The organism is Microbacterium sp. BDGP8 (assembly GCF_029991045.1).
Classification (GTDB): domain Bacteria; phylum Actinomycetota; class Actinomycetes; order Actinomycetales; family Microbacteriaceae; genus Microbacterium; species Microbacterium plantarum.
In genome coordinates this window covers 2,957,372-2,983,501 of record NZ_CP120712.1, presented here as the reverse complement: position 1 = coordinate 2,983,501, position 26,130 = coordinate 2,957,372, and the positions used below count along the sequence as shown (strand labels likewise).

The following is a 26,130-nucleotide window of genomic DNA, read 5'->3' as shown; positions in this document are numbered from 1 at the left end:
TACCTCGGAGTGCGCCGCGGTGGGCCCGCTCCGGACCTCAGAAAGGGACACCCCCATGCTCTCCACTCCTCGCAAGCGCGCGCTCGCGGGACTGGCGGCGGTCGCCATCGGCGCCCTCGCCCTCTCGGCGTGCACCAGCCAGCGCGGAGGTGGCGGCGAGACGGATGCCGCGACCGACGTCGACGGCACCTTCGTCTTCGCCGCCTCCGCCGACCCCGCCAGCCTCGACCCGGCGTTCGCGCAGGACGGCGAGACCTTCCGCGTCTCCCGCCAGATCTTCGAAGGCCTCGTCGGCACCGAGCCCGGCACGGCCGACCCCGCGCCGCTGCTGGCCGAGAGCTGGGAGTCGTCCGACGACGGGCTGACGCACACCTTCCAGCTGAAGGAGGGCGTGACCTTCCACGACGGCACGCCCTTCAACGCCGAAGCGGTGTGCGCCAACTTCGACCGCTGGTACAACTGGACGGGCCTGGCGGCGAGCGAGGCGCTCTCGTACTACTACGGCAAGCTCTTCCGCGGCTACGTCGAGACCCCCGACACCGCCGTCTTCGAGTCGTGCAGCGCCGATTCCGACCTCGAGGCCACCATCCAGCTGAAGCAGCCCTTCGCCGGTTTCATCCCGGCGCTGTCGCTGCCCGCCTTCGCCATGCAGAGCCCCACGGCGCTCGAGGAGTACGGCGCCGACGAGATCGGCGGCACCGAAGAGGCCCCCTCGCTCTCGGAGTACGGCGCCGGGCACCCGACGGGCACCGGTCCGTACAAGTTCGACGAGTGGTCGCCGGGCGAGGAGCTCACGCTCTCGGCCTACGACGACTACTGGGGTGAGTCGGGCCAGGTGAACAAGATCATCTTCCGTGTCATCGACGACCCCACCGCCCGCCGCCAGGCCCTCGAGGCCGGATCGATCGACGGCTACGACCTCGTCGGCCCCGCCGACACCGCCGCGCTCGAAGAGGCCGGCTTCACGATGGTCTCGCGCCCGCCGTTCACGATCCTCTACCTCGCCTTCAACCAGGCGCAGCCCGAGCTGCAGGACGTGCGCGTCCGTGAGGCCCTGTCGCACGCGATCGACAAGGAGGCCCTGATCTCGCAGGTGCTCCCCGAGGGCACCGAGGTCGCGACGCAGTTCATGCCCGACACCGTCAACGGCTACAACCCCGACGTCACCACCTACGACTACGACCCCGAGAAGGCCAAGTCGCTCCTCGCCGAGGCCGGTTACACCGAGGCCAACCCGCTGACGCTGACCTTCAACTACCCGGTCAACGTCTCGCGCCCCTACATGCCGGACCCCGAGCAGATCGCGACGGTCATCTCGACGCAGCTGACCGACGTCGGCGTGCAGCTGACGCCGCAGACGGATGCCTGGAGCCCCGACTACCTCGACAAGATCACCGGCACCCCCGACCACGGCATCCACCTGCTGGGCTGGACGGGCGACTACAACGACACCGACAACTTCGTCGGCGTGTTCTTCGGTGCGCCCTCGGCCGAGTGGGGCTTCGACAACCCCGAGCTGTTCGCAGCGCTCAACTCCGCACGCGGCGTGCCGAACCTCGAGGAGCAGACCGCGCTCTACGAGCAGATCAACGAGCAGGTCGCCCAGTTCATCCCGGGCGTCCCGCTGGCCCACCCCGCCCCGACGCTCGCGTTCGATCCGCGCGTCGAGAGCTACCCGGCCAGCCCGGTCAACGACGAGGTGTTCACGGACATCGTCCTGACCGAGTGACGACGACCCGCTGATCCTCGCGGGGCGGGCCACCGCCTCGGGCGCGAGCCCGCCCCGCACTCCTCGACCGAAAGATTCCGCGTTGCTGCGAACCATCGGCCAACGGCTGCTTCTGCTGATCCCCACGCTCCTCGGGCTCAGCATCCTCCTCTTCCTCTGGGTCCGCGCCCTGCCCGGCGGCCCCGCCGTCGCCCTCCTCGGCGAGAAGGCGACCCCCGAGGCGATCGCCCGGATCAACGAGCTGTACGGCTTCAACCGGCCGATCCTCGAGCAGTACGCCACCTATATGGGGCGGCTGCTCACCGGCGACTTCGGGTCGTCGATCGAGACCGGGCGCCCCGTCGTCGAGGAGTTCCTCCGGCGCTTCCCGGCGACCGTCGAGCTCTCGATCGCCGCCCTGATCTTCGCCGTCGGAATCGGCATCCCGCTCGGGTACCTCGCCGCCCGCCACCACGGGAAGGTCAGCGATCACGTCGCTGTCGTGCTGAGCCTCGTCGGCGTCACGATCCCGGTGTTCTTCCTGGCGTTCATCCTCAAGTACGTCTTCGCCGTCCAGCTCGGCTGGCTGCCCTCGGACGGCCGCCAGGACCCGCGCATCGACGCGACCCACTACACGAACTTCTACGTGCTCGACGGTCTGCTCACCGGAGAGTTCGACGCCGCCTGGGATGCCGTCCTGCACCTCATCCTGCCGGCGCTCGCCCTCGGCACGATCCCGCTCGCGATCATCGTGCGCATCACCCGCGCCTCGGTGCTCGAGGTGCAGAACTCCGACTACGTGCGCACCGGCCGGGCCAAGGGCATCGCCCGCCGCACGCTCCGCGGCCGCTTCATCCTGCGCAACGCCATGCTGCCGGTCGCCACGACCGTCGGCCTGCAGGTCGGGCTGCTGCTGGCCGGGGCGATCCTGACCGAGACGGTGTTCGCGTTCCCCGGAATCGGCTCGTTCCTGGCCCGGGCCATCAGCGCCCGCGACTTCCCGGTGCTGCAGGGCTTCATCCTCTTCATCGCCGTCATCTACGCGCTCATCAACCTCATCGTCGATGTCTCGTACAGCCTGATCGATCCGAGAGTGAGGGTCTCATGAGCACCAACGCGCTCCCGCCCGCCCCCGGCGACGGACCCGCCACCGCCGTCGCCGAGCACGAGGTGCTCGAGGCCCGCACCGGCGGCGGGTTCTGGCACGACGTCTTCGCGCGCCTGCGCCGCAACCCGGTGGCCTGGATCGGCGCCGGCATCGTGCTGGTCTTCCTCCTCGTGGCGATCCTCGCACCCTGGCTCGCGCCCTACCCCGAGACGGCCCTCCCCGGCGCGCGCGAGGTCACCCCGACCCACATCCCCGGTCCCGGCGAGATCGCCGGCTTCCCGCTCGGCCTCGACCGCTTCGGCGGCGACGTGCTGTCGAAGCTCATCTGGGGTGCGCGGGCCTCGCTGCTCATCGGCGTCATCTCGACCGCGTTCGGTCTCGCCGGCGGCATGCTCCTGGGCCTGATCGCCGGCATGTTCGGGGGCTGGGTCGACACCGTCGTCATGCGGTTCGTCGACATCCTCCTGTCGGTCCCCAACCTGCTGCTCGCCGTCTCGATCGCGGCGATCCTCGGTCAGTCGCAGCTCGCGATCATGATCGCCATCGGAGCCTCGCAGGTGCCCATCTTCGCGCGCCTCCTGCGGGCGTCGATGCTGCAGCAGCGCAGTGCCGACTACATCCTGTCGGCGCAGACCCTCGGGCTCGGCCGCGGCAAGATCACGATGAGCCACGTGCTGCCCAACAGCCTCGGGCCCGTCATCGTCCAGGGGACGCTCACTCTCGCGACCGCCGTCATCGACGCCGCGGCGCTGTCGTTCCTCGGCCTCGGCGGCGGCGGAGCGGCGACCGCCGAGTGGGGCCGCATGCTCACCTACGCGCAGAACGAGCTCGCGATCGCCCCGTGGCTCGCGTTCCTCCCGGGCCTGTGCATCATGATCACCGCGCTCGGCTTCACGCTGCTCGGCGAATCGCTGCGCGAGGCCATGGACCCGCGCACCCGCGCCCGCTGACCCGGCCCGGGGTCGCGGCTCTGCGATACACCTGCAGGACCGGTGGGGCTGCTGTCGCCTCACCGGTCTTCGCTGGCTGCACCAGCCCCAGCGGTCCTACGGCTGTATCGCCGCCGGGCGCGACGGGGAGCCCTCGGGGTGGCAGGAGGCGCCGGGTCAGGAGGCGATGTCGAGCTCGTTGCCCGGGATAGAGGAGAGCAGCCGCCGCGTGTACGGGTCGCGCGGGTTGGTGAAGATCTCCTCGCTCGACGCCGCCTCGACGAGCGCTCCGTCCTTCATGACGCAGACGTAGTCCGAGATCAGGCGCACCACGGCCAGGTCGTGGGAGATGAAGAGGTAGCTCAGTCCGTACTCGCCCTGCAGGTCGCGCAGCAGCGTGAGGATCTGATCCTGCACGAGCACGTCGAGCGCCGACACCGGCTCGTCGCAGACGATCAGCTCGGGGTTCAGCGCGAGGGCACGCGCGATCGCGACGCGCTGACGCTGGCCGCCCGAGAGCTCGGACGGGTAACGGCGCAGCATCGTCTGCGGCAGGGCGACGTCGTCGAGCAGCTTCCGCACGCGACCGGCGCGGTCCTTCGCGGTGCCGCGCTTGTAGAACTCCAGTGGCTCGGCGATGATCCGCTCGATCGTGAACATCGGGTTCAGCGACGAGTACGGGTCCTGGAAGATGGGCTGCACCCTCTGCCGGAACTCGCGCAGCTGCGCACCCTTCAGCCCGGCGACATCCTGCCCCTCGAAGCGGATCGTCCCCGACGTCGGCTCGATCACCTTCAGCAGCATCCGGGCCGTCGTCGTCTTGCCCGATCCGGATTCGCCGACGATCGCGACCGTCTCGCCGCGCGGGATGGCGAGGGAGACGTCGCTCACGGCGGCGAAGTCGTCTTTGCGCCCGCGGATCTTGTACAGCTTCGTGAGGTTCTCGATCTCGACGATGTTGTCGCGCCGTGCCGCCGTCTCCGCAGGCGCGGCGGAGGCGGATGCCGCGCGGTCGGCCACCGCAGCCGGGGGCGGCGTCGCCCGGTAGGCCTCCGGGCGCAGGCGCACCGCCGCGACCGAGGGGGCCGCCTTGACCAGGGCCTGCGTGTAGGGCTGCTGCGGGTCCTCGAGGATCTGGCGGGCCGGACCTTGCTCGACGATCCGGCCGCGGTGCATGACGACGACGCGGGCGGCCCGCTCGGCGGCGAGGCCGAGGTCGTGGGTGATGAGCAGCACCGACGTGCCCAGCTCACCCGTCATCCGGCCGAGCTGATCGAGGATCGTCTTCTGCACCGTCACGTCGAGGGCGCTCGTGGGCTCGTCGGCGATGAGCAGCCGCGGGTTGCACGCCAGCCCGATCGCGATGAGCGCGCGCTGCCGCATCCCGCCCGAGAACTCGTGCGGGTACTGCTTGGCGCGCTCGGCGGCATCCGGGAGGCCCGCGGCGGCGAGGGTCTCGACGACCTTGGCGTCGACGTCCTTCGAGGTGGCGAGGCCGTGCGCGAGCAGGGTCTCGGCGACCTGGGTGCCGATCTTCGACACGGGGTTGAGGTTCGACATGGGGTCCTGCGGCACGAGTCCGATCGACCCGCCGCGGATGCGGCGCAGCGTGCTCTCCGGTGCGCCTACGAGTTCTTCGCCGTCGAGGCGGATGCTGCCGCGCACGACGCGCCCGTTGCCGGGGAGGAGCCCGATCACGGCCATCGCCGTCGTCGACTTGCCCGAGCCCGATTCGCCGACGATCGCGACCGTCTCGCCCGCTGAGATCTCGAGGTCGACGCCTTCGACCGCGTGCACCGGGCCCTCGAGCGTGCGGAAGTCGACGGCCATGTCGCTCACCCGCAGCAGGGGAGTGGAGGAGTCTGCCATTGGCCCATCCTGCCTGCCAGCGGCGCCGAGCGCACCGTGTCGGGCCCACCCGTTACATCGACGTAACGCCGGCCCGTCGTGTCGCGTCGTATCTCGGACCGGGTGTGCTCGCGCCGTGGACAGGCTGAGCCGCCCCGGGGTGCCGTTCGCGGGGCTGGTGAAGGTGTTCAGCCTGTCGACGGCACAGCCGGGTACGGCGGCGCGGGCTAGCGTTGGTCCATGGACCTCAACGCAGACCTGGGCGAGACGGTCGAGGGTGTCGCAACGGCGGACGACGCCGCGATGTTCGCCCTCGTGTCGAGCGCGTCGATCGCCTGCGGCGGGCATGCCGGCGACGCGGCGTCGATGCGGACAGCCGTGGCCGGAGCGGCTGCCGCCCGCGTCGCGGTCGGGGCCCACCCCTCCTATCTCGACCGGGCCGGGTTCGGGCGGGTGCGGGTCGCCGTCGAGCCTGACGTGCTGCGGCCGCAGGTCGTCGCGCAACTGCGTGCGCTCGCCGCGGCGGGCGGCGACATCCGCTACGTCAAGCCGCACGGGGCGCTGTATCACGCCGCGACCGAGGATGCCGCGACCGCGCGAGCCGTCGCCGCTGCGGTGGCAGACCTGTCGGCCGAGCTCGGCCGGCCGGTCCCGGTGCTGGGTCTCGGTGGTGCGATCGCGTCGGCCGCGTCGGATGCCGGCCTGCCGTTCCACCGCGAGGCCTTCCTCGACCGCGGCTATCGCGCCGACGGCTCGCTGGTCCCGCGCGGGGCTCCCGGCGCCCTGCTCGACGACCCGGGCCTCGTCGCCGAGCGTGCCCTGCGCCTCGCGTCCGAGGGGGTCGTGGTCGCGGTCTCGGGCGAGACGGTGCACACCGACGCGACATCGCTCTGCGTGCACGGCGATTCCCCCGGTGCCGTCGCGATGGCTCGCGCGGTGCGGTCGGCGCTCGATGCCGCGGGGATCGAGGTGCGCTCGCCGTGGTGACCGTCGGGCCCGCTTCGCCGGCAGGATCGCGCAGACGGGGTCGCCGTGGGCGTGCCGAACCCGGGACGCCGGCATGAGGATGCTGCCGATGGGGCCCGACGCGGTGCTCGTCGAGGTCTCGGACCTGGCGGAGGTGATGGCGCTGCACGCGCGACTGACCGCTGCGCCGCCGGCGGGCGTCATCGACGTCGTGCCCGCGGCGGCGACGGTCCTCGTCCGCGTCGATCCCGTCGTGCTGTCCCTCGCCGCGGCCCGCACCTGGGTCTCGACCGCTGCGTCTTCAGCGGCGCCGCCGGCATCCGCCCCCGCGCCCGTGACGCTGCCGATCCGGTACGACGGCGACGACCTCGGCGACCTCGCTGCGGCGCTCGGCGTCAGTCCCGAGGCGCTCGCGGCCCGCCATGCCGCGACGGACTGGACGGTCGCCTTCACGGGCTTCGCCCCCGGGTTCGGTTATCTCGTCGGTGCGGGCTGGGATCTCGACATCCCGCGCCGGACCTCGCCGCGGACGAGGGTGCCGGCGGGGTCTGTCGGTCTGGCCGGGGCCTTCTCGGGCGCGTACCCCCGCGAGACCCCGGGAGGGTGGCAGCTCATCGGCACGACGGACGCGCCGCTGTTCGATCCGGATGCCGCCCAGCCCGCGCTCCTCGTTCCCGGTGGCGCGGTGCGATTCGATCCCGCGCGCGCCCGCGCCGTCGGGTCAGATGGCGCCCTGCCCGGTCGCACCGCGTCGCCGACTGCGGGGGAGCCGGGCGCCCGCTCGGAGCCTGTCACCGCTCCCGGCGGCATCCGCGTCATCTCGCCGGGCCCGCAGGCGACGATTCAGGATGCCGGCCGCTCGGGTCGTGCCGCCGAGGGCGTTGGCGCGGCGGGCGCGGCCGACCCCGCCGCCTGGGCGCTCGCCAACCGTCTCGTCGGCAATCGTGACGGGGCGGCCGCGATCGAGATCGCCGTCGGCGGTTTCCGGGCCGTGGCGGAACGCGATCTGACGGTGGTCGTGACGGGCGCGTGGGCGCGGGTCGAGATCGACGGCCGGACCGGTGACCCGTACGTCGTGCATGCGTGGCCCGCCGGGACCGAGCTGCGCCTCGACGGATTCCTCGCGGGCACCCGCGCCTACCTGGCGGTGCGCGGCGGATGGGACATCGCCCCCGTTCTGGGCTCGCGGTCGACCGACACGCTCTCGGGGCTCGGCCCGCCGCCGCTTCGGCCGGGTGACGTCGTCGCCGCCGGACGCGAGACCGCCGGGCCGGTCCCCGCGCTGCCGCTGCATCCGTGGGGTCTGCCGCCGACGGGCACGGATGCCGTTCCCCTCGACATCCCGTTCACGACCGGCCCGCGCTCGGACTGGCTCACCTCTTCGTCCCGCCGCCTGCTCGCCGAGGCGACCTGGGTCGTGTCGGCGGCGGCCGACCGGGTCGGCATCCGCCTGGAAGGGCCACGCCTCGAACGCGCGCGCGGCGAGGAGCTGGCGAGCGAGGGGATGGTGCCGGGGGCGATCCAGGTTCCGCCGGCCGGCCAGCCCGTCGTGTTCGGAGTCGACGCGCCCGTGACGGGCGGGTACCCGGTCGTGGGTGTCGTGACATCGACGGGCCGGAGCCGGCTCGCGCAGGCCCGATCCGGCGATCGCGTGCGGTTGCGTCCGACGGTTCGAGGTGCGGGTACCGCTCAGCGAGGCTGATTCGTCAAGGGGGAGAACTCCCCGTGTCAAGACCCCGTGCGGATGCGGCGGGTCCCCTAGCGTCGAAGCCATGACTCGCACCAAGACCACCAACTCCGCCGCGCTGCTCGTCTCCGCGGCTCTTCTCCTCGCCGGATGCGGCGGGCAGTCGGGCGACACTGCGGCGTCGGGGGACGCCGGCGCGTCGTCCGCCCCGTCGTCGTCCTCCTCGTCCGCGCCGGCCGCGAGCGCGCCCGATGTCGCGCCGGCTTCCGGCGAGATGATCACGGGGACCGGCTACAGCTTCTCGGTTCCCGAGGGCTGGGCGATCCCCGAGCAGCAGCTCCCCGGCATGGAGAAGGTCGACGTCTTCGTCGCCGATCTCTCCGACCCCTCGGCGACGTTCGCCGACAACGTCAACGTCGTGCTCTCACCCGCGCCGCAGGCGATCTCCGCCGACGACGTCGAGAAGTACGGCGTCGAGGAGCTCGAGGGGCAGGCGGGCGCGACCGACGTCGCCGTCCAGGAGCGCACCTCGATCGCCGGCGGCGAGTCGGCCCACATCTCGGCATCCGTCACGCAGCAGGACGTCACCTACAACGTCGACCAGTTCTACCCGTCGCACGACGACCAGACCTACGTCGTGACCTTCTCGTTCAGCCCCGACGTCTCGGAGGCGGACCGCGCGGCGGTCTACGACGCCGTGCTCGCCTCGTGGGCGTGGGCCTGATCCGCACGTCCGCAACGCGCCGTCCGCTCTCGCAGCGGGCGGCGCGTTCTCGTGTCAAGGGGAGTCCCGGCGCGGCGGATTCGCCTAGCGTGTGATGCATGACGCGCTCCCGGATCGTTCCGATCGCCGCCGCGCTCATCTCGGCGGCGCTGCTGCTCGCGGCGTGCGACGCACGGCCGGGCGGGACCGGCGGATCCTCCGCCCCCGGCTCGGCATCGGCGACTCCGACGCCCACCGCGACCTCGTCGAGCGACGCCGCCCCCGGCGAGACCGTGCGAGGGACCGGATACAGCTTCGCCGTGCCGGCCGGCTGGGCGGTGCCCGCCGAGGACCCGACGGACGGGCAGGTCGACGTCTTCGTCTCGGAGTCCGCCGACCCCGACGGCCGCTACATCAGCGTCGTCGTCTCTCCCGGCGTCATCACGCCGGCCGATGTCGAGGCCGACGGGGCTGCGAGCCTCGAAGCGGTCGGGGCCACCAACGTGTCGCTGGAGGATCGTGTCGACATCGCGGGCAGCGAGTCGGCCCACCTCGTGGCGACCCTCGCGCAGGACGGCGCGGAGACGCTGATCGACCAGTACTACGCGACGCAGGACGAGCAGACCTTCGTCATCACCATCGCGTCTCCGGCCGACACGACCGACGACGATCGACGTCGCCTCGCGGACACGGTGCTCTCGAGCTGGGCCTGGGGGTGACCCACGACCTCGGGTGGCGCGCATTTATACCGCAGCATCCGGGGGTCGTCAAGGATTGCGCTGGACATGGCGCGTCGCGACGCCTATAGTTGGTAGTTGCGCTCCCGTCCCCCTTGCCCTCATATGGTGGTCGGCTTGTGCTCTGCGCGATTCCGCCCCGTCCGACGGCGTGAGACGCGAGAGCTCGGACCGGGAGCACTCCACCTGACGACAAGGAACCGGCCCCACCCGGGCCACGGAGGTAATCCCCTTGGCTGCTGCGAGCAACGCATCCACCACCACCCCCAAGAACGGTCGCGGCGCTTCCCGCCTCTCGTTCGCGAAGATCTCCGACAAGCTGACGGTCCCCGACCTGCTGGCGCTGCAGACGGAGTCTTTCGACTGGCTCGTCGGCAACGACGCCTGGAAGGCCCGCCTCGCCGAGGCGCAGGCCGCCGGCCGCACCGACGTCGCCCTCCAGAGCGGCCTCGAGGAGATCTTCGAGGAGATCTCGCCCATCGAGGACCTCGGCGAGACGATGCAGCTCTCGTTCACCAACCCGTACCTCGAGCCCGAGAAGTACTCCATCGAGGAGTGCAAGGAGCGCGGCAAGACCTACGCGGCCCCGCTCTACGTCGAGGCCGAGTTCATGAACCACCTCACCGGTGAGATCAAGACCCAGACGGTCTTCATGGGCGACTTCCCGCTCCAGACCGGCAAGGGCACCTTCATCATCAACGGCACCGAGCGCGTCGTCGTGTCGCAGCTCGTCCGTTCGCCCGGTGTCTACTTCGACAAGACGCCCGACAAGACCTCCGACAAGGACATCGTCTCGGCGCGCGTCATCCCCTCGCGCGGCGCATGGCTCGAGTTCGAGATCGACAAGCGCGATCAGGTCGGCGTCCGCATCGACCGCAAGCGCAAGCAGTCGGTCACCGTCTTCCTCAAGGCCCTGGGCCTGACCAGCGAAGACATCATGGCGGAGTTCGCCGGGTACGACTCGATCGAGGAGACCCTCGCGAAGGACACGATCCTCACCAAGGAGGACGCGCTCCGCGACATCTACCGCAAGCTGCGCCCGGGCGAGCAGGTCGCCGCCGAGGCAGCGCGCGCGCTCCTCGACAACTTCTACTTCAACGCCAAGCGCTACGACCTCGCCAAGGTCGGCCGTTACAAGATCAACCAGAAGCTGGGTCTCGACACCCCGATCGAGGAGTCGGTGCTCACCGTCGCCGACATCGTCGCGACCATCAAGTACCTGGTCCGTCTGCACCGCGGCGATGCCACGTTCGACGGCATCCGCGACGGCAAGCCCGCCGAGATCCGCCTCGACACCGACGACATCGACAACTTCGGCAACCGTCGTATCCGCGCCGTCGGCGAGCTCATCCAGAACCAGGTCCGCACCGGTCTCTCGCGCATGGAGCGCGTCGTCCGCGAGCGCATGACCACGCAGGACATCGAGGCCATCACGCCGCAGACCCTGATCAACGTGCGCCCCGTCGTCGCCGCGATCAAGGAGTTCTTCGGAACCTCGCAGCTGTCGCAGTTCATGGACCAGAACAACCCGCTCGCGGGTCTGACCCACAAGCGCCGCCTGTCGGCGCTGGGCCCTGGTGGTCTGTCGCGTGAGCGCGCCGGCGTCGAGGTCCGCGACGTCCACCCCTCGCACTACGGCCGCATGTGCCCGATCGAGACGCCGGAAGGCCCGAACATCGGTCTGATCGGCTCGCTCGCCTCGTTCGCGCGCATCAACGCGTTCGGCTTCATCGAGACCCCGTACCGTCGTGTCGTCGACGGCAGGGTCACCGACGAGATCGACTACCTCACCGCCAGCGAGGAGAACGACTACGTCGTCGCGCAGGCCGGTGTCGAGCTCAACAAGGACGGCTCGTTCGTGGCCGACCGCGTCCTCGCCCGCCGCGGTAAGGGCGGCGAGGTCGACCTCTTCCCGAACGAGGAGATCGGCTACATGGACGTCTCGCCGCGCCAGATGGTGTCGGTGGCGACCTCGCTCATCCCCTTCCTCGAGCACGACGACGCGAACCGCGCCCTCATGGGTGCGAACATGCAGCGTCAGGCCGTGCCGCTGCTGCGCAGCGACTCGCCGCTGGTCGGAACCGGTATGGAGGGCTACGCCGCGATCGACGCCGGTGACGTCATCACCGCGCAGAAGGCGGGTGTCGTCTCCGAGGTCTCGGCCGACGTCGTCACCGTGCAGCTCGACGAGGGCGGCACGCAGGACTACTTCCTTCGCAAGTTCGACCGCTCGAACCAGGGCACGTCGTACAACCAGCGCGTCGTGGTCTCGGCCGGTGAGCGCGTCGAGGTCGGCGAGGTCATCGCCGACGGCCCCGCGACCGAGAACGGCGAGCTCGCGCTCGGCAAGAACCTCCTCGTCGCGTTCATGACGTGGGAGGGCCACAACTTCGAGGACGCGATCATCCTCAGCCAGGAGCTCGTGAAGAACGACACGCTCTCCTCGATCCACATCGAGGAGTACGAGGTCGACGCCCGCGACACCAAGCTCGGCAAGGAGGAGATCACCCGTGACCTCCCCAACGTCGCGCCCGACCTGCTGAAGGACCTCGACGAGCGCGGCATCATCCGCATCGGCGCCGAGGTGCGCCCCGGCGACATCCTCGTCGGCAAGGTCACGCCCAAGGGTGAGACCGAGCTGTCGGCCGAGGAGCGTCTGCTCCGCGCGATCTTCAACGAGAAGAGCCGCGAGGTCCGCGACACGTCGCTGAAGGTCCCCCACGGTGAGCAGGGCACCATCATCGCCGTCAAGGAGTTCAACGCCGAGGACGGCGACGACGAGCTCGGCTCGGGCGTCAACCGCCGCGTCGTGGTCTACATCGCCCAGAAGCGCAAGATCACCGAGGGCGACAAGCTCGCCGGCCGCCACGGCAACAAGGGTGTCATCGCGAAGATCCTCCCCGTCGAGGACATGCCCTTCCTCGCCGACGGCACGCCGGTCGACGTCGTGCTCAACCCGCTCGGCATCCCGGGTCGAATGAACTTCGGCCAGGTCCTCGAGCTGCACCTCGGCTGGATCGCCGCGCAGGGCTGGAAGGTCGAGGGCAACCCCGAGTGGGCCGAGCGCCTGCCCGAGATCGCTCGCGAGGCCGCTCCCGGCACGAAGGTCGCCACCCCGGTGTTCGACGGCGCATTCGAGTCCGAGATCGCAGGGCTCCTCGACTCGACGAACCTCACCCGCGACGGTGAGCGTCTCATCGACTCCTCGGGCAAGACGAAGCTGTTCGACGGCCGCTCCGGCGAGCCGTTCCCGGCTCCGATCTCGGTCGGCTACATGTACATCCTGAAGCTCCACCACCTCGTCGACGACAAGATCCACGCGCGTTCGACGGGCCCGTACTCGATGATCACCCAGCAGCCGCTCGGTGGTAAGGCGCAGTTCGGTGGCCAGCGCTTCGGTGAGATGGAGGTGTGGGCCCTCGAGGCCTACGGCGCCGCGTACGCCCTCCAGGAGCTCCTGACGATCAAGTCCGACGACATCGTCGGTCGCGTGAAGGTCTACGAGGCCATCGTCAAGGGCGAGAACATCCAGGAGCCCGGCATCCCCGAGTCGTTCAAGGTGCTCATGAAGGAGATGCAGTCGCTCTGCCTGAACGTCGAGGTCCTCTCGGCCGACGGCACCGAGGTCAACCTCCGCGACACCGATGACGAAGCCTTCCGCGCAGCGGAGGAGCTCGGCATCAACATCTCCAGCCGCTTCGAGTCCTCGTCGATCGACGAGATCTGATCCGGCCAGGCAACGAACAGAATTCCGACACAGGAGAATCAGTGCTCGAGTCACACACCTTCGATCAGCTTCGCATCGGCCTGGCCACTGCTGACGACATCCGTCGTTGGTCCTTCGGCGAGGTCAAGAAGCCCGAAACCATCAACTACCGCACGCTCAAGCCCGAGAAGGACGGCCTCTTCGGCGAGCAGATCTTCGGCCCCTCCCGCGACTGGGAGTGCGCCTGCGGAAAGTACAAGCGCGTCCGCTTCAAGGGCATCGTCTGCGAGCGCTGCGGCGTCGAGGTCACCAAGTCCTCGGTCCGTCGTGAGCGCATGGGCCACATCGAGCTCGCCGCTCCCGTGACCCACATCTGGTACTTCAAGGGCGTGCCCTCGCGCCTCGGGTACCTGCTCGACATGGCGCCGAAGGACCTCGAGAAGGTCATCTACTTCGCCGCGTACATGGTCATCTCGGTCGATGAGGATGCGCGTCACCGCGACCTCCCGACGCACGAGAACAACCTCCGCCTCGAGATCAAGAACCTCGGTGACCGCCGTGACGCCCGCGTGGCGACGCGTCTGGCCAAGCTGGAGGAGGAGCTCGCGACCCTCGAGGCCGACGGCGCCAAGGCCGACCAGAAGAAGAAGGCCAAGGACTCCGCCGAGAAGGACATGGCGACGGTCCGCAAGAACTTCGACGAGCAGATCTCGCGCCTCGAGCGGGTGTGGGAGGAGTTCCGCTCCCTCGAGGTCGGCCAGCTCAAGCAGGAGGACGACGTCTTCCACGAGCTGCAGGACCGCTTCGGCCAGTACTTCGAGGCCTACATGGGCGCCGAGGGCATCCAGCGTCGCCTCGCGGCGTTCGACCTGGCCGCCGAGGCCGACTCGCTGCACCTGCAGATCTCCGAGGGCAAGGGCCAGCGCAAGATCCGTGCGATCAAGCGCCTCAAGGTCGTCAACTCGTTCCTGCAGACCGGCATGTCGCCGGCCTCGATGGTGCTCGACGTCGTCCCGGTGATCCCGCCGGAGCTGCGTCCGATGGTCCAGCTCGACGGTGGCCGCTTCGCGACCTCCGACCTCAACGACCTGTACCGCCGCGTGATCAACCGCAACAACCGTCTGCGTCGTCTGATCGACCTCGGGGCTCCCGAGATCATCGTCAACAACGAGAAGCGGATGCTGCAGGAGGCCGTCGACGCGCTGTTCGACAACGGCCGCCGTGGTCGCCCCGTCACCGGTACCGGCAACCGTGCGCTGAAGTCGCTGTCGGACATGCTCAAGGGCAAGCAGGGACGTTTCCGTCAGAACCTGCTCGGAAAGCGCGTCGACTACTCGGGTCGTTCGGTCATCATCGTCGGACCCCAGCTGAAGCTGCACCAGTGCGGTCTGCCCAAGCAGATGGCCCTCGAGCTCTTCAAGCCGTTCGTCATCAAGCGCCTGATCGACCTCGGTCACTCGCAGAACATCAAGGCGGCCAAGCGTGCCGTCGAGCGCACGCGTCCCGAGGTCTGGGACGTGCTCGAGGAGATCATCCGCGAGCGTCCCGTGCTGCTCAACCGTGCACCCACCCTGCACCGCCTGGGCATCCAGGCCTTCGAGCCCCAGCTCGTCGAGGGCAAGGCGATCCAGCTGCACCCGCTCGTCTGCGCCGCGTTCAACGCGGACTTCGACGGTGACCAGATGGCCGTCCACCTGCCGCTCTCGGTCGAGGCGCAGGCCGAGGCCCGCATCCTGATGCTCGCGTCGAACAACATCCTCAAGCCCTCGGACGGCCGTCCGGTCACCCTGCCCTCGCAGGACATGATCATCGGTCTGCACCACCTGACCACGGTCATCGAGGGTGCCAAGGGCGAGGGCCGCGTGTTCGGCTCGGTCGGCGAGGCGATCCTGGCGAAGGACGAGGGCACCCTCGACCTGCAGGCCAAGGTCCGCATCCGCATCCCGGGTCTCGCGTTCCTCGAGGGCGACGCCCCCGAGGGCTACGAGCGCCACGGTCTGGTCGACGCGTCGCTCGGACAGGCGATCTTCAACGACACCCTGCCCAAGGGCTACCCGTTCGTCCGCGAGCAGGCCGACAAGGGCAAGCTGTCGCAGATCGTCAACAAGCTGGCCGAGGAGTACCCCAAGACCGAGGTCGCGGCATCCCTCGACCGGATCAAGGACGCCGGCTTCCACTGGGCGACCCGCTCGGGCGTCACGGTGGCGCTCAGCGACGTCCTGACGCCGCCGAACAAGGCCGAGATCATCTCGAAGTACGAGAAGCTCGCCTCGAAGGTCCAGGGCCAGTTCGAGAAGGGTCTCGTGACCGACGCCGAGCGTCGTCAGGAGCAGATCAAGATCTGGACCGAGGCGACCGACGAGGTCCAGGCCGCCATGAAGGCGAACTTCCCCGCCGAGAACACCATCAACCGCATGGTCTCGTCGGGCGCCCGTGGTAACTGGCTGCAGATCCGTAACATCGCCGGTATCCGAGGCCTGGTCAACAACACCAAGGGTGAGATCATGCCGCGTCCGATCATCTCCTCGTACCGCGAGGGGCTGTCGGTGGCGGAGTACTTCACCGCGACGCACGGTGCCCGTAAGGGTCTGGCCGACACCGCTCTGCGTACCGCCGACTCGGGTTACCTGACCCGTCGTCTGGTGGACGTCTCGCAGGACGTCATCATCCGCGAGGACGACTGCGGCACGTCGAAGGGCCTCGAGCTCCCGATCGCCGCACCCGGTGCCGACGGCGCCCTCATCAAGGACGCCAACGTCGAGAACTCGGTGTTCGCCCGTACCCTCGCCGCAGACGCCGTCTCGCCCTCGGGCGAGGTGCTGGCCGCGGCCGGTGACGACGTGGGCGACGTGCTGATCAACAAGCTCGTCGAGGGCGGGGTGACCTCCATCAAGGTGCGCTCGGTCCTGACCTGCGACTCGGCCGTGGGTGTCTGCGCGAAGTGCTACGGCCGTTCGCTGGCCACCGGCAAGATCGTCGACATCGGCGAGGCGGTCGGCATCATCGCCGCCCAGTCGATCGGTGAGCCCGGTACCCAGCTGACGATGCGTACCTTCCACACCGGTGGTTCGGCCTCGGCCGACGACATCACGCAGGGTCTGCCCCGCGTGCAGGAGCTCTTCGAGGCCCGTACCCCCAAGGGTGCGTCGCCGATCGCGGAGGCCAGCGGCCGCATCACGATCGACGAGACCGAGAAGGCCAAGAAGGTCATCATCACGCCCGACAACGGCGACGAGCCCTTCGTCTACCCGGTGCTGAAGCGTGCGACGCTCCTCGTCGAGGACGGGCAGCACGTCGAGGTCGGCGACCCGCTGCAGGTGGGCACGCTCGACCCGAAGGACATCATGCGCGTGCAGGGTGCCCGCGAGGTGCAGAAGTACCTCGTCGGCGGCGTGCAGGGCGTCTACCGCTCGCAGGGTGTGCCGATCCACGACAAGCACATCGAGGTCATCGTCCGTCAGATGCTGCGGAAGGTCACCGTGGTCGACCACGCCGACACGACGCTGCTCCCGGGTGAGCTGGTGGACTTCAAGAAGTACCAGCAGATCAACCGCGAGGCCGTGGCCGAGGGCAAGCGTCCCGCGTCGGGCCGCCCCGAGCTGATGGGTATCACGAAGGCGTCGCTCGCGACCGAATCGTGGCTGTCGGCCGCGTCGTTCCAGGAGACCACCCGCGTCCTCACGCAGGCGGCCATGGAGGGCAAGAGCGACCCGCTCGTCGGCCTCAAGGAGAACGTCATCATCGGAAAGCTCATCCCCGCCGGAACGGGCCTTGCGAAGTACCGCAATGTGGCCGTCGAGGCGACGGAGGAGGCGAAGAGCGAGCGGTACCCCAACCGCATCTTCGCGTCGGACGGTGCGTACAGCGACGCCGACCTGAGCTACGTCGACTTCGACAGCTTCTCCACCGACGGCGACTTCACCAGCTACAACTGATCGATCGCTGATCTCGCGAAGGGCCCCGGGCATGTCCCGGGGCCCTTCGTCGTGTCGGTGGGCGAGAGCGCTGCCCGCCGGATTAGCGTGGAGACGTGGCACGGATCGGTGGTCGGAATGTCGTCTTCGCGTGGATCGTCGGGGTCCTCTGCGCGGGCGTCATTGGGGTGCTGGCAGTGCTGACCGTGCCGCTCGTGTCGACGGGCATGGGACTGCTCGGCGGCAGCGGAGCGGGCGCCGGCGGTGAGGCCGCTGCGGCGGACGGCCCGCAGGAGTGTCGGGATCTGTACCCCGAGGCGCTCTGGGTGACCCTCCAGTACGCCCCCGGCGCGAAGCTCGAGCAGTCGCAGGACGCCCCCGTGTCGACCGCCGTGGCCCTCGTCGAGGCGCTCGCGCCCGAGGTGCGCTTCACCTGCAGCTGGACCTCCGACGCGGGGTCGATCTCGACCACGGTCGGAGCGGTGGGGACGGATGCCGGTTCGATCGCGGCATCCGCGCTGCCCGCTCAGGGCTTCACGTGCGATGAGCGCGGCGCGCGCACGCTCTGCTCGCGCACCGCCGGCGACCTCGTCGAGACGATCGAGGCAGGGGGAGGGCGCTGGGTGTCGACGTCGCAGTCGGCGTGGCATCCCGAGCAGTACGCCAGCCGGGTCGGAAACGCGGTCTTCACGTCGGGCGATTGACCTCGTTGCGCGCCCGGTCGCCCCGGGTCGTGCGACCCCTCAGGGAGCGGGTGTGGCCGCCCCCGCCGGCCACACCGAGGCGATGATGCCGGTCGTGTACCCCTCGGGGGCGAGGTGCGAGAACTGGGTGTCGATGAGCACGCCGTCGCGGAAGAAGAGCGTCCGTCCGTCGGTGACGGGGTAGCGCGCGTTCTGCCAGGTCTTCTCGCAGCGCACGCCGCCCGCCGGCTCGTAGCAGGTGAACCCGATCTCGGTGAGCTCGTTGAAGAAGTCGATCACCGGGTTGCGCTCGGCGTAGGCGATCGTGGTCTCGATCTTCGCGGTGTCGGCGGCCGGGTCGGCCCAGACGCAGCGCAGCGACCCGTCCGGAAGCGACCCGCTCTCACCGAAGGCCGCGTCGTTCAGCGGCACCGACGCGAGCGCGGCGCGTGCGGGGGCGCCCAGGATGCCGGCGCAGTCGCGGGGGAGGACCGTCGTCGAGACGACAGAGCCGGATGCCGTCGGCGGCGGGCCGCCCGCTTCGGCGGAGACCGTCATGGCCGGGGTCGGGCTGGGGGCATCTGCGGACGCGCTCGTATCGGGTGCCGGCCCGGCGGCGGTCCCCGGTTCCGGGGCGCATCCCGCGAGCAGTGCGGCCGCGATGAGGAGAGCGGCCGGCGCGAGGCGGGGAAGGGCGCGCGAGGTCATGGCACGACGATACGTCCGCCCGCACGCACGGGTGCGCAGACACGTCGGCACGCCTGCGCGGCACGCCCGCATCGCCGGGATATCCTCGCCTCTGCGGCGGCACCGGCCACCGCGTGAGGAGCACATCGCATGAGCGACCCCAAGTACGGCGAGCCGGTCGAAGAGCCGAAGCCGGTGGACGACGTCGTGGGCAGCGCCCGGGCCGGGCTCGCCGACGCCGAGGCGTCGCGCGATGCGGTCTCGGCCGACGACTGGGATGCCGCCTACGCCGGTTCCGGAACTCTCCCCGAGCGGTCCGCGAGCGCCGACGCCTCGACCGACCGACCCGTCGCCGACGGAGCGACCTCCGACGCGGATGCCGCTCGGATCGATGCCGCCGCAGCGCGCGACGAGCGCACCGACACCGTCGGCTCGTCGTCGGACGATGCGTGGAACTCGCCGAGCGAGTGGGACACCCCGCGCGACGCCGAGGCGGATGCTGCGGCGACGACTGACCGGGATGCCGCCGCCGGCGGGGCAGCAGGCGCCGCCGCCGCTACGACCGCCGCGGGCGGAGCAGCCGCGAGCGACACCGCCACGCGCGCCTACCGTGCCGATGACACCGACGCCGGCGCCACGCGCACCGTGAGCGCGAGCGAGCCCGTCGCCGAGACGCCGGCGGCTGCGGCCCCGAGCCCGCAGCCGATCTTCGTCCAGGCCCCCGAGGCGCCGACTCCGCGGGGCAACCGTGGAGCGGCCGGCGCCATCGGCCTCCTGGCGGCCATCGCCTTCGCGCTGATCTACCTCGGCGCGGCCCTGGGCATCGACGCCGTACGCGGCGAGGTGACGACGGCCAACATCGGCGATCAGGCCCTCGCAGCCGCCACCTCGTGGTGGTTCTGGGTTCCCGTCGTGGTGTTCTTCCTCGCCTTCTGGATCCTGGGCGCGTTCATCAACCGCGGCCGCTGGGGCCTGTGGGTCCTCCTCGGACTCCTCGTGGGCCTCGCGTCATACGCGGGGCACATCGCCGGACAGCTCTTCCAGGCGCCGTTCTGGACGATCGCCCCGAGCCAGGCCCTGACCATCGTCGGAGAGCAGGCGTTCGCGCCGCTCGCACTCGTCGCTCTGGTCGCGGGTCGCGAGCTGACGATCTGGTTCGGCGCGTGGGTCGCCGCCCGCGGACGCCGAGTCACCGAGCTCAACGCCGAGGCGCAGCGCGAGTACGAGCGCACCCTCGAGGCGGGGCCTCAGCTGCACCGCTACTGATGTCCACCCCCTCCGGCGGGATGCGCCCCGGGCTCGCCACCGCATTCGCGGTCGTGGGCTTCGGGGCGCTCGCCATCTGCGGCCTCGGCATCCTGAGCCTGGTGACCGGCCAGGACGTCGTCGCCGTCCGCGGTCTCGGGCCGATCCCGGGCGCCGTCGGCTTCGGCGCCGCGGTCATCGCGATCGCTGCCACGCTGGCCACCGTGCTGCGGGTGCCGCGCCCCTCGTACGCGATCTCGGTTCCGGTGGGCATCGTCGCGCTGCTGTCGTACCTCGCCGGCCTGGTCGTGGCCGCGCTGCTCGTCGGGGTCGACGCGGCGCGAGCCCTGGCCGCGGCCGGCGGTTTCGCGGTCTCCTGGTTCGGCGTGCTCCTCGTCGCCGCGGCGGCGATCTCGGGCTGGACGGCCGTCGCGCTGGTCCGCACGCGCGCGACGCCGCCACGGTGGGCCTGGGAACGCGACGAGGACGAATGACGCGAAATCCCGGACCGACCGGCTCGGATCGGTCACAATAGGCCCGTGGAGCGGTCGCTCGAGACCCAGGTCAGCCAGGCGGTGGATGCCTGGCTGCGATGGCTGCCGCGCTGGCAGCCCGCGACGCACCGAGGGCGCATCGCTCCCTGCCGTCGCTGCATCGGTTCGCCGGTGCTCTCGGCGGTGGGTCTCGGGTCGGACGTCCCGCACGGCGTGCAGCACGGACTCTCCACACGCATGAAGGCGATCGTGGATGCCGCCGTCGCCGAGTACACCTCGCGCAACCTGCCGATGCTGCAGGCCGAGCTCGACCAGCAGGCCGCACGCAACCGCGCGCGTACGTACCGGCCCTCCGAAGGGCTCGAGCCCGAGTTCGACGGCCTGCCGCTCGATCCGGAACCGGTGGCCGGGGCGCCGTTCCTCTTCACCATCTCCGGCCTCGCGCAGGAGTCCGACGACGCCGTGCCCGAACTGCCGCCCCTCAGCAGCGAGGCGAAAGCCGCCCTGCGGCAGGAGGTCGGTCTCGCCGACGACTACGCCAACATGATCGGGCGCGAGGTCTGCGCGGTGCTGCTGCACCACCGGCTGCGCGTGCAGGCCGCCGTCGCCCAGCATGTCGAGCCCCAGATCGAGGCGATGCTCGCCGAGCTCACGCGGTCGCTCGATGCGCCCTTCGAGCCCGGCGCGGAGCGGGGTGGTGAACCGTGACGGCGGTGACGCGGCGTCGCGGGCCCTATCGTGGGATGCGATGACCACCTCCGGCAACGAATCGCTCCTCATCCTGCTCGTCGTCCTCTCGACGGTGCTGGGTGCGGTCCTCTATGTCTGGACGGCGCTGGCGCTGGCCGGGCTCTTCCGCAAGACCGACGAGGAGCCGTGGCAGGGGTGGGTGCCGCTGCTGAACATCGCGGTGGTGCTGCGCATCGGCGGCTTCAGCCCGTGGCTCGTCCTCATCGGCCTCGTCCCGGTGCTCGGGCCGCTCGCGGTGTACGTGCTGCTGGTGATGGCGGCGCACCGCATCGGCCGCGGCTTCGGCGCCGGTCCCGGCATGACGGTGCTCGCCGCACTGCTCTTCGTCGTGTGGGCCAGCATCCTCGGTCTCGGTCCCGCCCGCTGGCGGGGCGAGCAGGCCGCCGAGGTCACGGCGCCGCCGTGGGTCTTCACCCCGCCGCTGTCCGAGTCGGATCCGGAGCGCGACGCGCAGTTCCGCCCGGCCCGCTCTCCCGAGCCGGCGGCGCCGCCGACGCTGGCGAGCCCGACCCTGTCGGCACGTCACTTCAGCCCCGAGCCGCATGCCGCCAGCGGTGAGGCCGATGCGGCCGCCGTGCCCGAGCGCGAAGAGGCGCCGACCGACCTGCAGCCGTCGCCGTGGGCGCCGCCGTCGCCGTTCGCCCCCGCCGCGACCACCCCCGCCGCGTCCACCCCCGACGTTTCCGCGCCGGCACCCGATCGCAGCCGGTCGGCGACCGAGCCCGCCGCCGAGCCGGCCGCTCCGGACGTTCACCCGGTCGAGCCGGAACCCGCGGCCGAGCCCGCCGCGGCATCCTCTCCTGAGCAGCAGCCCGACGACGCCCCGGCGCAGCCCGAGGCCCGGCCCGCGTTCTCGGAGCCGGCCCCGAGGGAGGCGCGCGAGCCGATCCTGCGCGAACCCGCCCCGCAGGTCGAGACGCGGCCCGATGAGGATGCCGCCATCCGCGACGCGGACGCCGACGAAGACGGATCCGACGACGCGCGCTGGCCGTCCGAGATCGACGACGTCTCGGCGATCTCGCCGTCGCCGTTCCCGTCGCGGGCGGCATCCGATCGTCCCGGTGTGGTCCCGTCGTTCGCCGACCCCGACTCCGCGTCCGGCTTCGGGGCGGGTCGCCGCACCTGGGATGCCGTCTCGGCGACGCCGATCGCCCGCCGCGCCTTCGCGCGCACGCCCGACGAGTTCCCGGAGCTGTCCGACGAGGTCTCCGCGGTCGCGAGCGCTCCGGCGGCGGGGGCTCCGCGGACGGCCGAAGCGGCGGTCCCCGCCCAGCTGCGCCGCGCCGAGGTCTCCGACGACGGCGACATCGACCACACCGTCGTCGTCGCTCGGCGCCGGGTGTACTGGCAGTTGGTGCTGCCCGACGGGGAGATCGCACCGCTCACCGGTGACGTCGCCATCGTCGGGCGTCAGCCCGCGCCCGACCCCGCCTACCCGCGCGCCCAGCTCGTGGCCATCGAGGACCGCACGCGCACCGTCTCCAAGACGCACGCCCGTCTCGAACTGCGCTCGGGGCTGTGGCACATCACCGACCTGCACTCGACGAACGGCGTCGTGCTGACGAACTTCCTCGGCACCGAGATCGAGCTCGAGCCCGGGTCGGACGCGCCGGCGGGCGAGCGCTTCCTCCTCGGCGACGCCGAACTGCGCATCGAGCGGCCCGGAGCCTGACGCCGATACCACCGGCTCGCATCGGCGTTTGCCCGCCTCGCCGGAGAGGCGTATCATTGATCGGGTGTGCGCTCGTGCGCGCCCTGCGTCGTGCCTCGGTCCGATGATCAGGTCGAAGCGGAGCACGCGAATCGGGATCGTTCTGCGAACAGGACGCCCCCACGGCATATCCACCCTTCGAAAACGCAGCATTCGTGACGCGCCGGTGGATCTGTGGTGAAACCACGACGCTGTCACCGTGCAGCACTACAAGGAGAGAACGTGCCAACCATTCAGCAGTTGGTTCGCAAGGGTCGCTCGCCGAAGGTCACCAAGACCAAGGCGCCCGCTCTGAAGGCGAACCCCCAGCAGGCGGGTGTCTGCACCCGCGTGTACACGACCACGCCCAAGAAGCCGAACTCGGCCATGCGCAAGGTCGCCCGTGTCAAGCTCCGCAACGGCACCGAGGTCACCGCCTACATCCCCGGCGAGGGCCACAACCTGCAGGAGCACTCGCTCGTGCTCGTCCGCGGCGGTCGTGTGAAGGACCTCCCCGGTGTCCGCTACAAGATCGTCCGCGGTGCGCTCGACACCCAGGCCGTCAAGAACCGTAAGCAGGCTCGCAGCCGCTACGGCGCGAAGAAGGGTTGAGTTAGATGCCTCGTAAGGGACCCGCACCCCGCCGCGTCGTCGTCAACGACCCGGTCTACGGTGCTCCGATCGTCACGCAGCTCGTCAACAAGATCCTCGTCGACGGCAAGAAGTCGATCGCCGAGTCGATCGTCTACACCGCCCTCAAGGGTGTTGAGGCCAAGAACGGCCAGGACGCCGTCGCGACGCTGAAGAAGGCGCTCGACAACGTCCGTCCGACCCTCGAGGTCAAGAGCCGCCGCGTCGGTGGCTCGACCTACCAGGTGCCCGTCGAGGTCAAGCCGCACCGCGCGAACACGCTCGCGCTGCGCTGGCTCGTCTCGTACGCCAAGGGCCGTCGTGAGAAGACGATGACCGAGCGCCTGCAGAACGAGATCCTCGACGCCTCGAACGGCCTCGGTGCCGCGGTCAAGCGCCGCGAAGACACCCACAAGATGGCCGAGTCGAACCGCGCCTTCGCGCACTACCGCTGGTAAACAGCTTCTCGGCGCCGGCCGGGGAAACCTCCCCGGCCGGCGCTCCCGACCAAACGTAAGGAACAGCCCGTGGCACAAGAAGTGCTCACCGACCTCAACAAGGTCCGCAATATCGGCATCATGGCGCACATCGATGCCGGCAAGACGACGACGACCGAGCGCATCCTGTTCTACACGGGCGTCAACCACAAGCTCGGCGAGACGCACGACGGCGCCTCGACCACCGACTGGATGGAGCAGGAGAAGGAGCGCGGCATCACGATCACGTCCGCCGCCGTGACCTGCTTCTGGAACAAGAACCAGATCAACATCATCGACACCCCCGGCCACGTCGACTTCACGGTCGAGGTCGAGCGTTCGCTGCGCGTCCTCGACGGCGCGGTGGCGGTCTTCGACGGCAAGGAGGGCGTCGAGCCCCAGTCTGAGACCGTCTGGCGTCAGGCCGACAAGTACGACGTCCCGCGCATCTGCTTCGTCAACAAGATGGACAAGCTGGGCGCCGACTTCTACTTCACCGTCGACACCATCGTCAGCCGCCTGGGCGCCAAGCCGCTCGTGCTGCAGCTCCCGATCGGCGCCGAGAACGACTTCGTGGGTGTCATCGACCTCGTCGAGATGCGCGCGCTGGTCTGGCCCGGCGACGCCAAGGGTGACGTGACCATGGGCGCGAAGTACGAGATCCAGGAGATCCCGGCCGACCTCGCCGACAAGGCCGCCGAGTACCGTCAGCGCCTCCTCGAGACCGTCGCCGAGTCCGACGACGCGCTGCTGGAGAAGTTCTTCGGTGGCGAGGAGCTCAGCGTCGCCGAGATCAAGGGCGCCATCCGCAAGCTCACCGTCGCCGGCGAGCTGTACCCGGTGCTCTGCGGCTCCGCGTTCAAGAACCGCGGTGTGCAGCCCATGCTCGACGCGGTCGTCGACTTCCTCCCGTCGCCCCTCGACGTGCCCGCCATCGAGGCGCACGACCCGAAGGACGAAGAGAAGATCATCGAGCGTCACCCCGACGCCAACGACCCGTTCGCCGCGCTGGCCTTCAAGGTCGCGGTGCACCCGTTCTTCGGTCGCCTCACCTACGTCCGCGTCTACTCGGGTCACCTCGACTCGGGTGCGCAGGTCATCAACTCGACCAAGGGCAAGAAGGAGCGCATCGGAAAGATCTTCCAGATGCACGCCAACAAGGAGAACCCGGTCGACTCGCTCACCGCGGGCAACATCTACGCCGTCATCGGCCTGAAGGACACCACCACCGGTGACACCCTCGCCGACCCGGCCGAGCCCGTCGTCCTCGAGTCGATGACGTTCCCCGAGCCCGTCATCGAGGTCGCGATCGAGCCGAAGACCAAGGCCGACCAGGAGAAGCTGGGTGTCGCCATCCAGAAGCTCGCCGAAGAGGACCCGACGTTCCGCACCGAGCTCAACCCCGAGACGGGTCAGACCGTCATCAAGGGCATGGGCGAGCTGCACCTCGACATCCTCGTCGACCGCATGAAGCGCGAGTTCCGCGTCGAGGCGAACGTCGGCAAGCCGCAGGTCGCGTACCGCGAGACGATCAAGAAGGCCGTCGAGCGTCACGACTACACCCACAAGAAGCAGACCGGTGGTTCGGGTCAGTTCGCGAAGATCCAGTTCGCGATCGAGCCGCTCGAGGTCACGGCCGACAAGACGTACGAGTTCGAGAACAAGGTCACCGGTGGCCGCATCCCGCGCGAGTACATCGAGCCGACCAACCAGGGCTTCCAGGACGCGATGAACGTCGGCGTGCTCGCCGGCTACCCCATCGTGGGTGTCAAGGCGATCCTCATCGACGGCGCGTCGCACGACGTCGACTCGTCCGAGATGGCGTTCAAGATCGCCGGCTCGATGGGCTTCAAGGAGGCGCTGCGCAAGGCCAACCCGGTCATCCTCGAGCCCCTGATGGCTGTCGAGGTGCGTACGCCCGAGGAGTACATGGGCGACGTCATCGGCGACCTGAACTCGCGTCGTGGCCAGATCCAGTCGATGGAGGACGGCTCGGGCATCAAGATCGTCCGCGCTCTCGTCCCCCTGTCGGAGATGTTCGGCTACATCGGCGACCTGCGCTCGAAGACTTCGGGCCGCGCGGTCTACTCGATGGAGTTCGACAGCTACTCCGAGGTCCCGCGCGCGGTGGCCGACGAGATCGTCCAGAAGAACAAGGGCGAGTAAGCC

General features: G+C 70.1%; 19 protein-coding genes. 17 read left to right on the top strand and 2 right to left on the bottom strand.

The window, feature by feature from the left end; translation table 11 throughout:
* The first annotated feature begins 55 nt into the window (after positions 1-55).
* The 3 genes from P6897_RS14345 to P6897_RS14335 all read left to right on the top strand — a co-directional run bounded on the left by P6897_RS14345 (position 56) and on the right by P6897_RS14335 (position 3,766).
* Positions 56-1,729: an ABC transporter substrate-binding protein gene (locus P6897_RS14345; RefSeq protein WP_112617772.1), complete on the top strand. Its 1,674-nt coding sequence runs from the start codon at positions 56-58 to the stop codon at positions 1,727-1,729.
* A gap of 82 nt (positions 1,730-1,811) precedes the next feature.
* On the top strand, positions 1,812-2,816 hold the full coding sequence (locus tag P6897_RS14340) for an ABC transporter permease (protein ID WP_112617773.1): 1,005 nt from the start codon (positions 1,812-1,814) through the stop codon (positions 2,814-2,816).
* The gene (locus P6897_RS14335; protein ID WP_112617774.1) at positions 2,813-3,766 is read left to right on the top strand and encodes an ABC transporter permease; all 954 of its coding nucleotides are present in this window, start codon (positions 2,813-2,815) and stop codon (positions 3,764-3,766) included. Before P6897_RS14340 ends, P6897_RS14335 begins: the two co-directional genes overlap by 4 nt.
* A 156-nt stretch (positions 3,767-3,922) precedes the next feature.
* Here the strand turns inward: P6897_RS14335 and P6897_RS14330 are convergent, their stop codons facing one another.
* Positions 3,923-5,614, bottom strand: coding sequence for an ABC transporter ATP-binding protein (locus tag P6897_RS14330; RefSeq protein ID WP_282501564.1), 1,692 nt, complete (start codon positions 5,612-5,614; stop codon positions 3,923-3,925).
* Between the two features lie 219 nt (positions 5,615-5,833).
* Between P6897_RS14330 and P6897_RS14325 the strand changes: the two genes are divergently transcribed.
* The 7 genes from P6897_RS14325 to P6897_RS14295 all read left to right on the top strand — a co-directional run bounded on the left by P6897_RS14325 (position 5,834) and on the right by P6897_RS14295 (position 18,010).
* Positions 5,834-6,580, top strand: a complete 747-nt coding sequence (locus tag P6897_RS14325) for a 5-oxoprolinase subunit PxpA (protein ID WP_282501563.1) — start codon at positions 5,834-5,836, stop codon at positions 6,578-6,580.
* 88 nt (positions 6,581-6,668) lie between these two features.
* Complete coding sequence (locus tag P6897_RS14320; RefSeq protein ID WP_282501562.1) at positions 6,669-8,261, top strand: urea amidolyase family protein; 1,593 nt, start codon at positions 6,669-6,671, stop codon at positions 8,259-8,261.
* A gap of 70 nt (positions 8,262-8,331) precedes the next feature.
* On the top strand, positions 8,332-8,970 hold the full coding sequence (locus P6897_RS14315; RefSeq protein ID WP_282501561.1) for a hypothetical protein: 639 nt from the start codon (positions 8,332-8,334) through the stop codon (positions 8,968-8,970).
* Between the two features lie 98 nt (positions 8,971-9,068).
* A complete protein-coding gene (locus P6897_RS14310; protein WP_282501560.1) occupies positions 9,069-9,668 on the top strand; it encodes a hypothetical protein in 600 nt (199 codons plus the stop codon).
* A gap of 250 nt (positions 9,669-9,918) precedes the next feature.
* Positions 9,919-13,413 carry a DNA-directed RNA polymerase subunit beta gene (locus P6897_RS14305; protein WP_282501559.1) on the top strand — a complete coding sequence of 1,165 codons (3,495 nt, stop codon included), beginning with the start codon at positions 9,919-9,921 and terminating at the stop codon, positions 13,411-13,413.
* A 41-nt stretch (positions 13,414-13,454) separates the two neighbouring features.
* Positions 13,455-17,327 (top strand): DNA-directed RNA polymerase subunit beta', encoded by a 3,873-nt coding sequence (locus tag P6897_RS14300; RefSeq protein WP_112617781.1) that lies wholly within the window; start codon positions 13,455-13,457, stop codon positions 17,325-17,327.
* 95 nt (positions 17,328-17,422) lie between these two features.
* A complete protein-coding gene (locus tag P6897_RS14295; RefSeq protein ID WP_112617782.1) occupies positions 17,423-18,010 on the top strand; it encodes a hypothetical protein in 588 nt (195 codons plus the stop codon).
* A 39-nt stretch (positions 18,011-18,049) separates the two neighbouring features.
* On the opposite strand, the gene P6897_RS14290 is transcribed toward P6897_RS14295, so the two are convergent.
* Positions 18,050-18,697, bottom strand: coding sequence for a hypothetical protein (locus tag P6897_RS14290; protein ID WP_112617783.1), 648 nt, complete (start codon positions 18,695-18,697; stop codon positions 18,050-18,052).
* A 129-nt stretch (positions 18,698-18,826) separates the two neighbouring features.
* Here P6897_RS14290 and P6897_RS14285 point away from each other — a divergent pair, with 129 nt between their 5' ends.
* The 7 genes from P6897_RS14285 (at position 18,827) to fusA (ending at position 26,127) form a co-directional block, all read left to right on the top strand.
* Positions 18,827-19,942, top strand: coding sequence for an ABC transporter (locus P6897_RS14285; protein WP_282501558.1), 1,116 nt, complete (start codon positions 18,827-18,829; stop codon positions 19,940-19,942).
* Positions 19,942-20,415, top strand: coding sequence for a hypothetical protein (locus tag P6897_RS14280; protein WP_112617785.1), 474 nt, complete (start codon positions 19,942-19,944; stop codon positions 20,413-20,415). The genes P6897_RS14285 and P6897_RS14280 overlap by 1 nt, the downstream gene beginning before the upstream one ends.
* 45 nt (positions 20,416-20,460) lie before the next feature.
* On the top strand, positions 20,461-21,123 hold the full coding sequence (locus tag P6897_RS14275; protein WP_112617786.1) for a spermidine/putrescine ABC transporter substrate-binding protein: 663 nt from the start codon (positions 20,461-20,463) through the stop codon (positions 21,121-21,123).
* 40 nt (positions 21,124-21,163) lie between these two features.
* Positions 21,164-22,837, top strand: a complete 1,674-nt coding sequence (locus tag P6897_RS14270; protein WP_282501557.1) for a DUF5684 domain-containing protein — start codon at positions 21,164-21,166, stop codon at positions 22,835-22,837.
* Positions 22,838-23,098: 261 nt separating this feature from the next.
* Positions 23,099-23,467 (top strand): 30S ribosomal protein S12, encoded by a 369-nt coding sequence (gene rpsL, locus P6897_RS14265; RefSeq protein WP_018187369.1) that lies wholly within the window; start codon positions 23,099-23,101, stop codon positions 23,465-23,467.
* A gap of 5 nt (positions 23,468-23,472) precedes the next feature.
* Entirely contained in the window at positions 23,473-23,943 is a 471-nt protein-coding gene (gene rpsG / locus P6897_RS14260) for a 30S ribosomal protein S7 (protein ID WP_023954027.1), read from the top strand.
* 69 nt (positions 23,944-24,012) lie between these two features.
* A complete protein-coding gene (fusA, locus tag P6897_RS14255) occupies positions 24,013-26,127 on the top strand; it encodes an elongation factor G (protein WP_112617787.1) in 2,115 nt (704 codons plus the stop codon).
* Positions 26,128-26,130 lie beyond the last annotated feature (3 nt).

Bases quoted from the DNA above. Each gene is read 5' to 3' on its own strand.
- P6897_RS14335 (WP_112617774.1), top strand. From the start codon at position 2,813: ATGAGCACCAACGCGCTCCCGCCCGCCCCCGGCGACGGACCCGCCACC.
- P6897_RS14290 (WP_112617783.1), bottom strand. From the start codon at position 18,697: ATGACCTCGCGCGCCCTTCCCCGCCTCGCGCCGGCCGCTCTCCTCATC.
- P6897_RS14320 (WP_282501562.1), top strand. From the start codon at position 6,669: ATGGGGCCCGACGCGGTGCTCGTCGAGGTCTCGGACCTGGCGGAGGTG.
- P6897_RS14345 (WP_112617772.1), top strand. From the start codon at position 56: ATGCTCTCCACTCCTCGCAAGCGCGCGCTCGCGGGACTGGCGGCGGTC.
- P6897_RS14285 (WP_282501558.1), top strand. From the start codon at position 18,827: ATGAGCGACCCCAAGTACGGCGAGCCGGTCGAAGAGCCGAAGCCGGTG.
- P6897_RS14310 (WP_282501560.1), top strand. From the start codon at position 9,069: ATGACGCGCTCCCGGATCGTTCCGATCGCCGCCGCGCTCATCTCGGCG.
- rpsG (WP_023954027.1), top strand. From the start codon at position 23,473: ATGCCTCGTAAGGGACCCGCACCCCGCCGCGTCGTCGTCAACGACCCG.
- P6897_RS14315 (WP_282501561.1), top strand. From the start codon at position 8,332: ATGACTCGCACCAAGACCACCAACTCCGCCGCGCTGCTCGTCTCCGCG.
- P6897_RS14330 (WP_282501564.1), bottom strand. From the start codon at position 5,614: ATGGCAGACTCCTCCACTCCCCTGCTGCGGGTGAGCGACATGGCCGTC.
- P6897_RS14280 (WP_112617785.1), top strand. From the start codon at position 19,942: ATGTCCACCCCCTCCGGCGGGATGCGCCCCGGGCTCGCCACCGCATTC.
- P6897_RS14270 (WP_282501557.1), top strand. From the start codon at position 21,164: ATGACCACCTCCGGCAACGAATCGCTCCTCATCCTGCTCGTCGTCCTC.
- P6897_RS14325 (WP_282501563.1), top strand. From the start codon at position 5,834: ATGGACCTCAACGCAGACCTGGGCGAGACGGTCGAGGGTGTCGCAACG.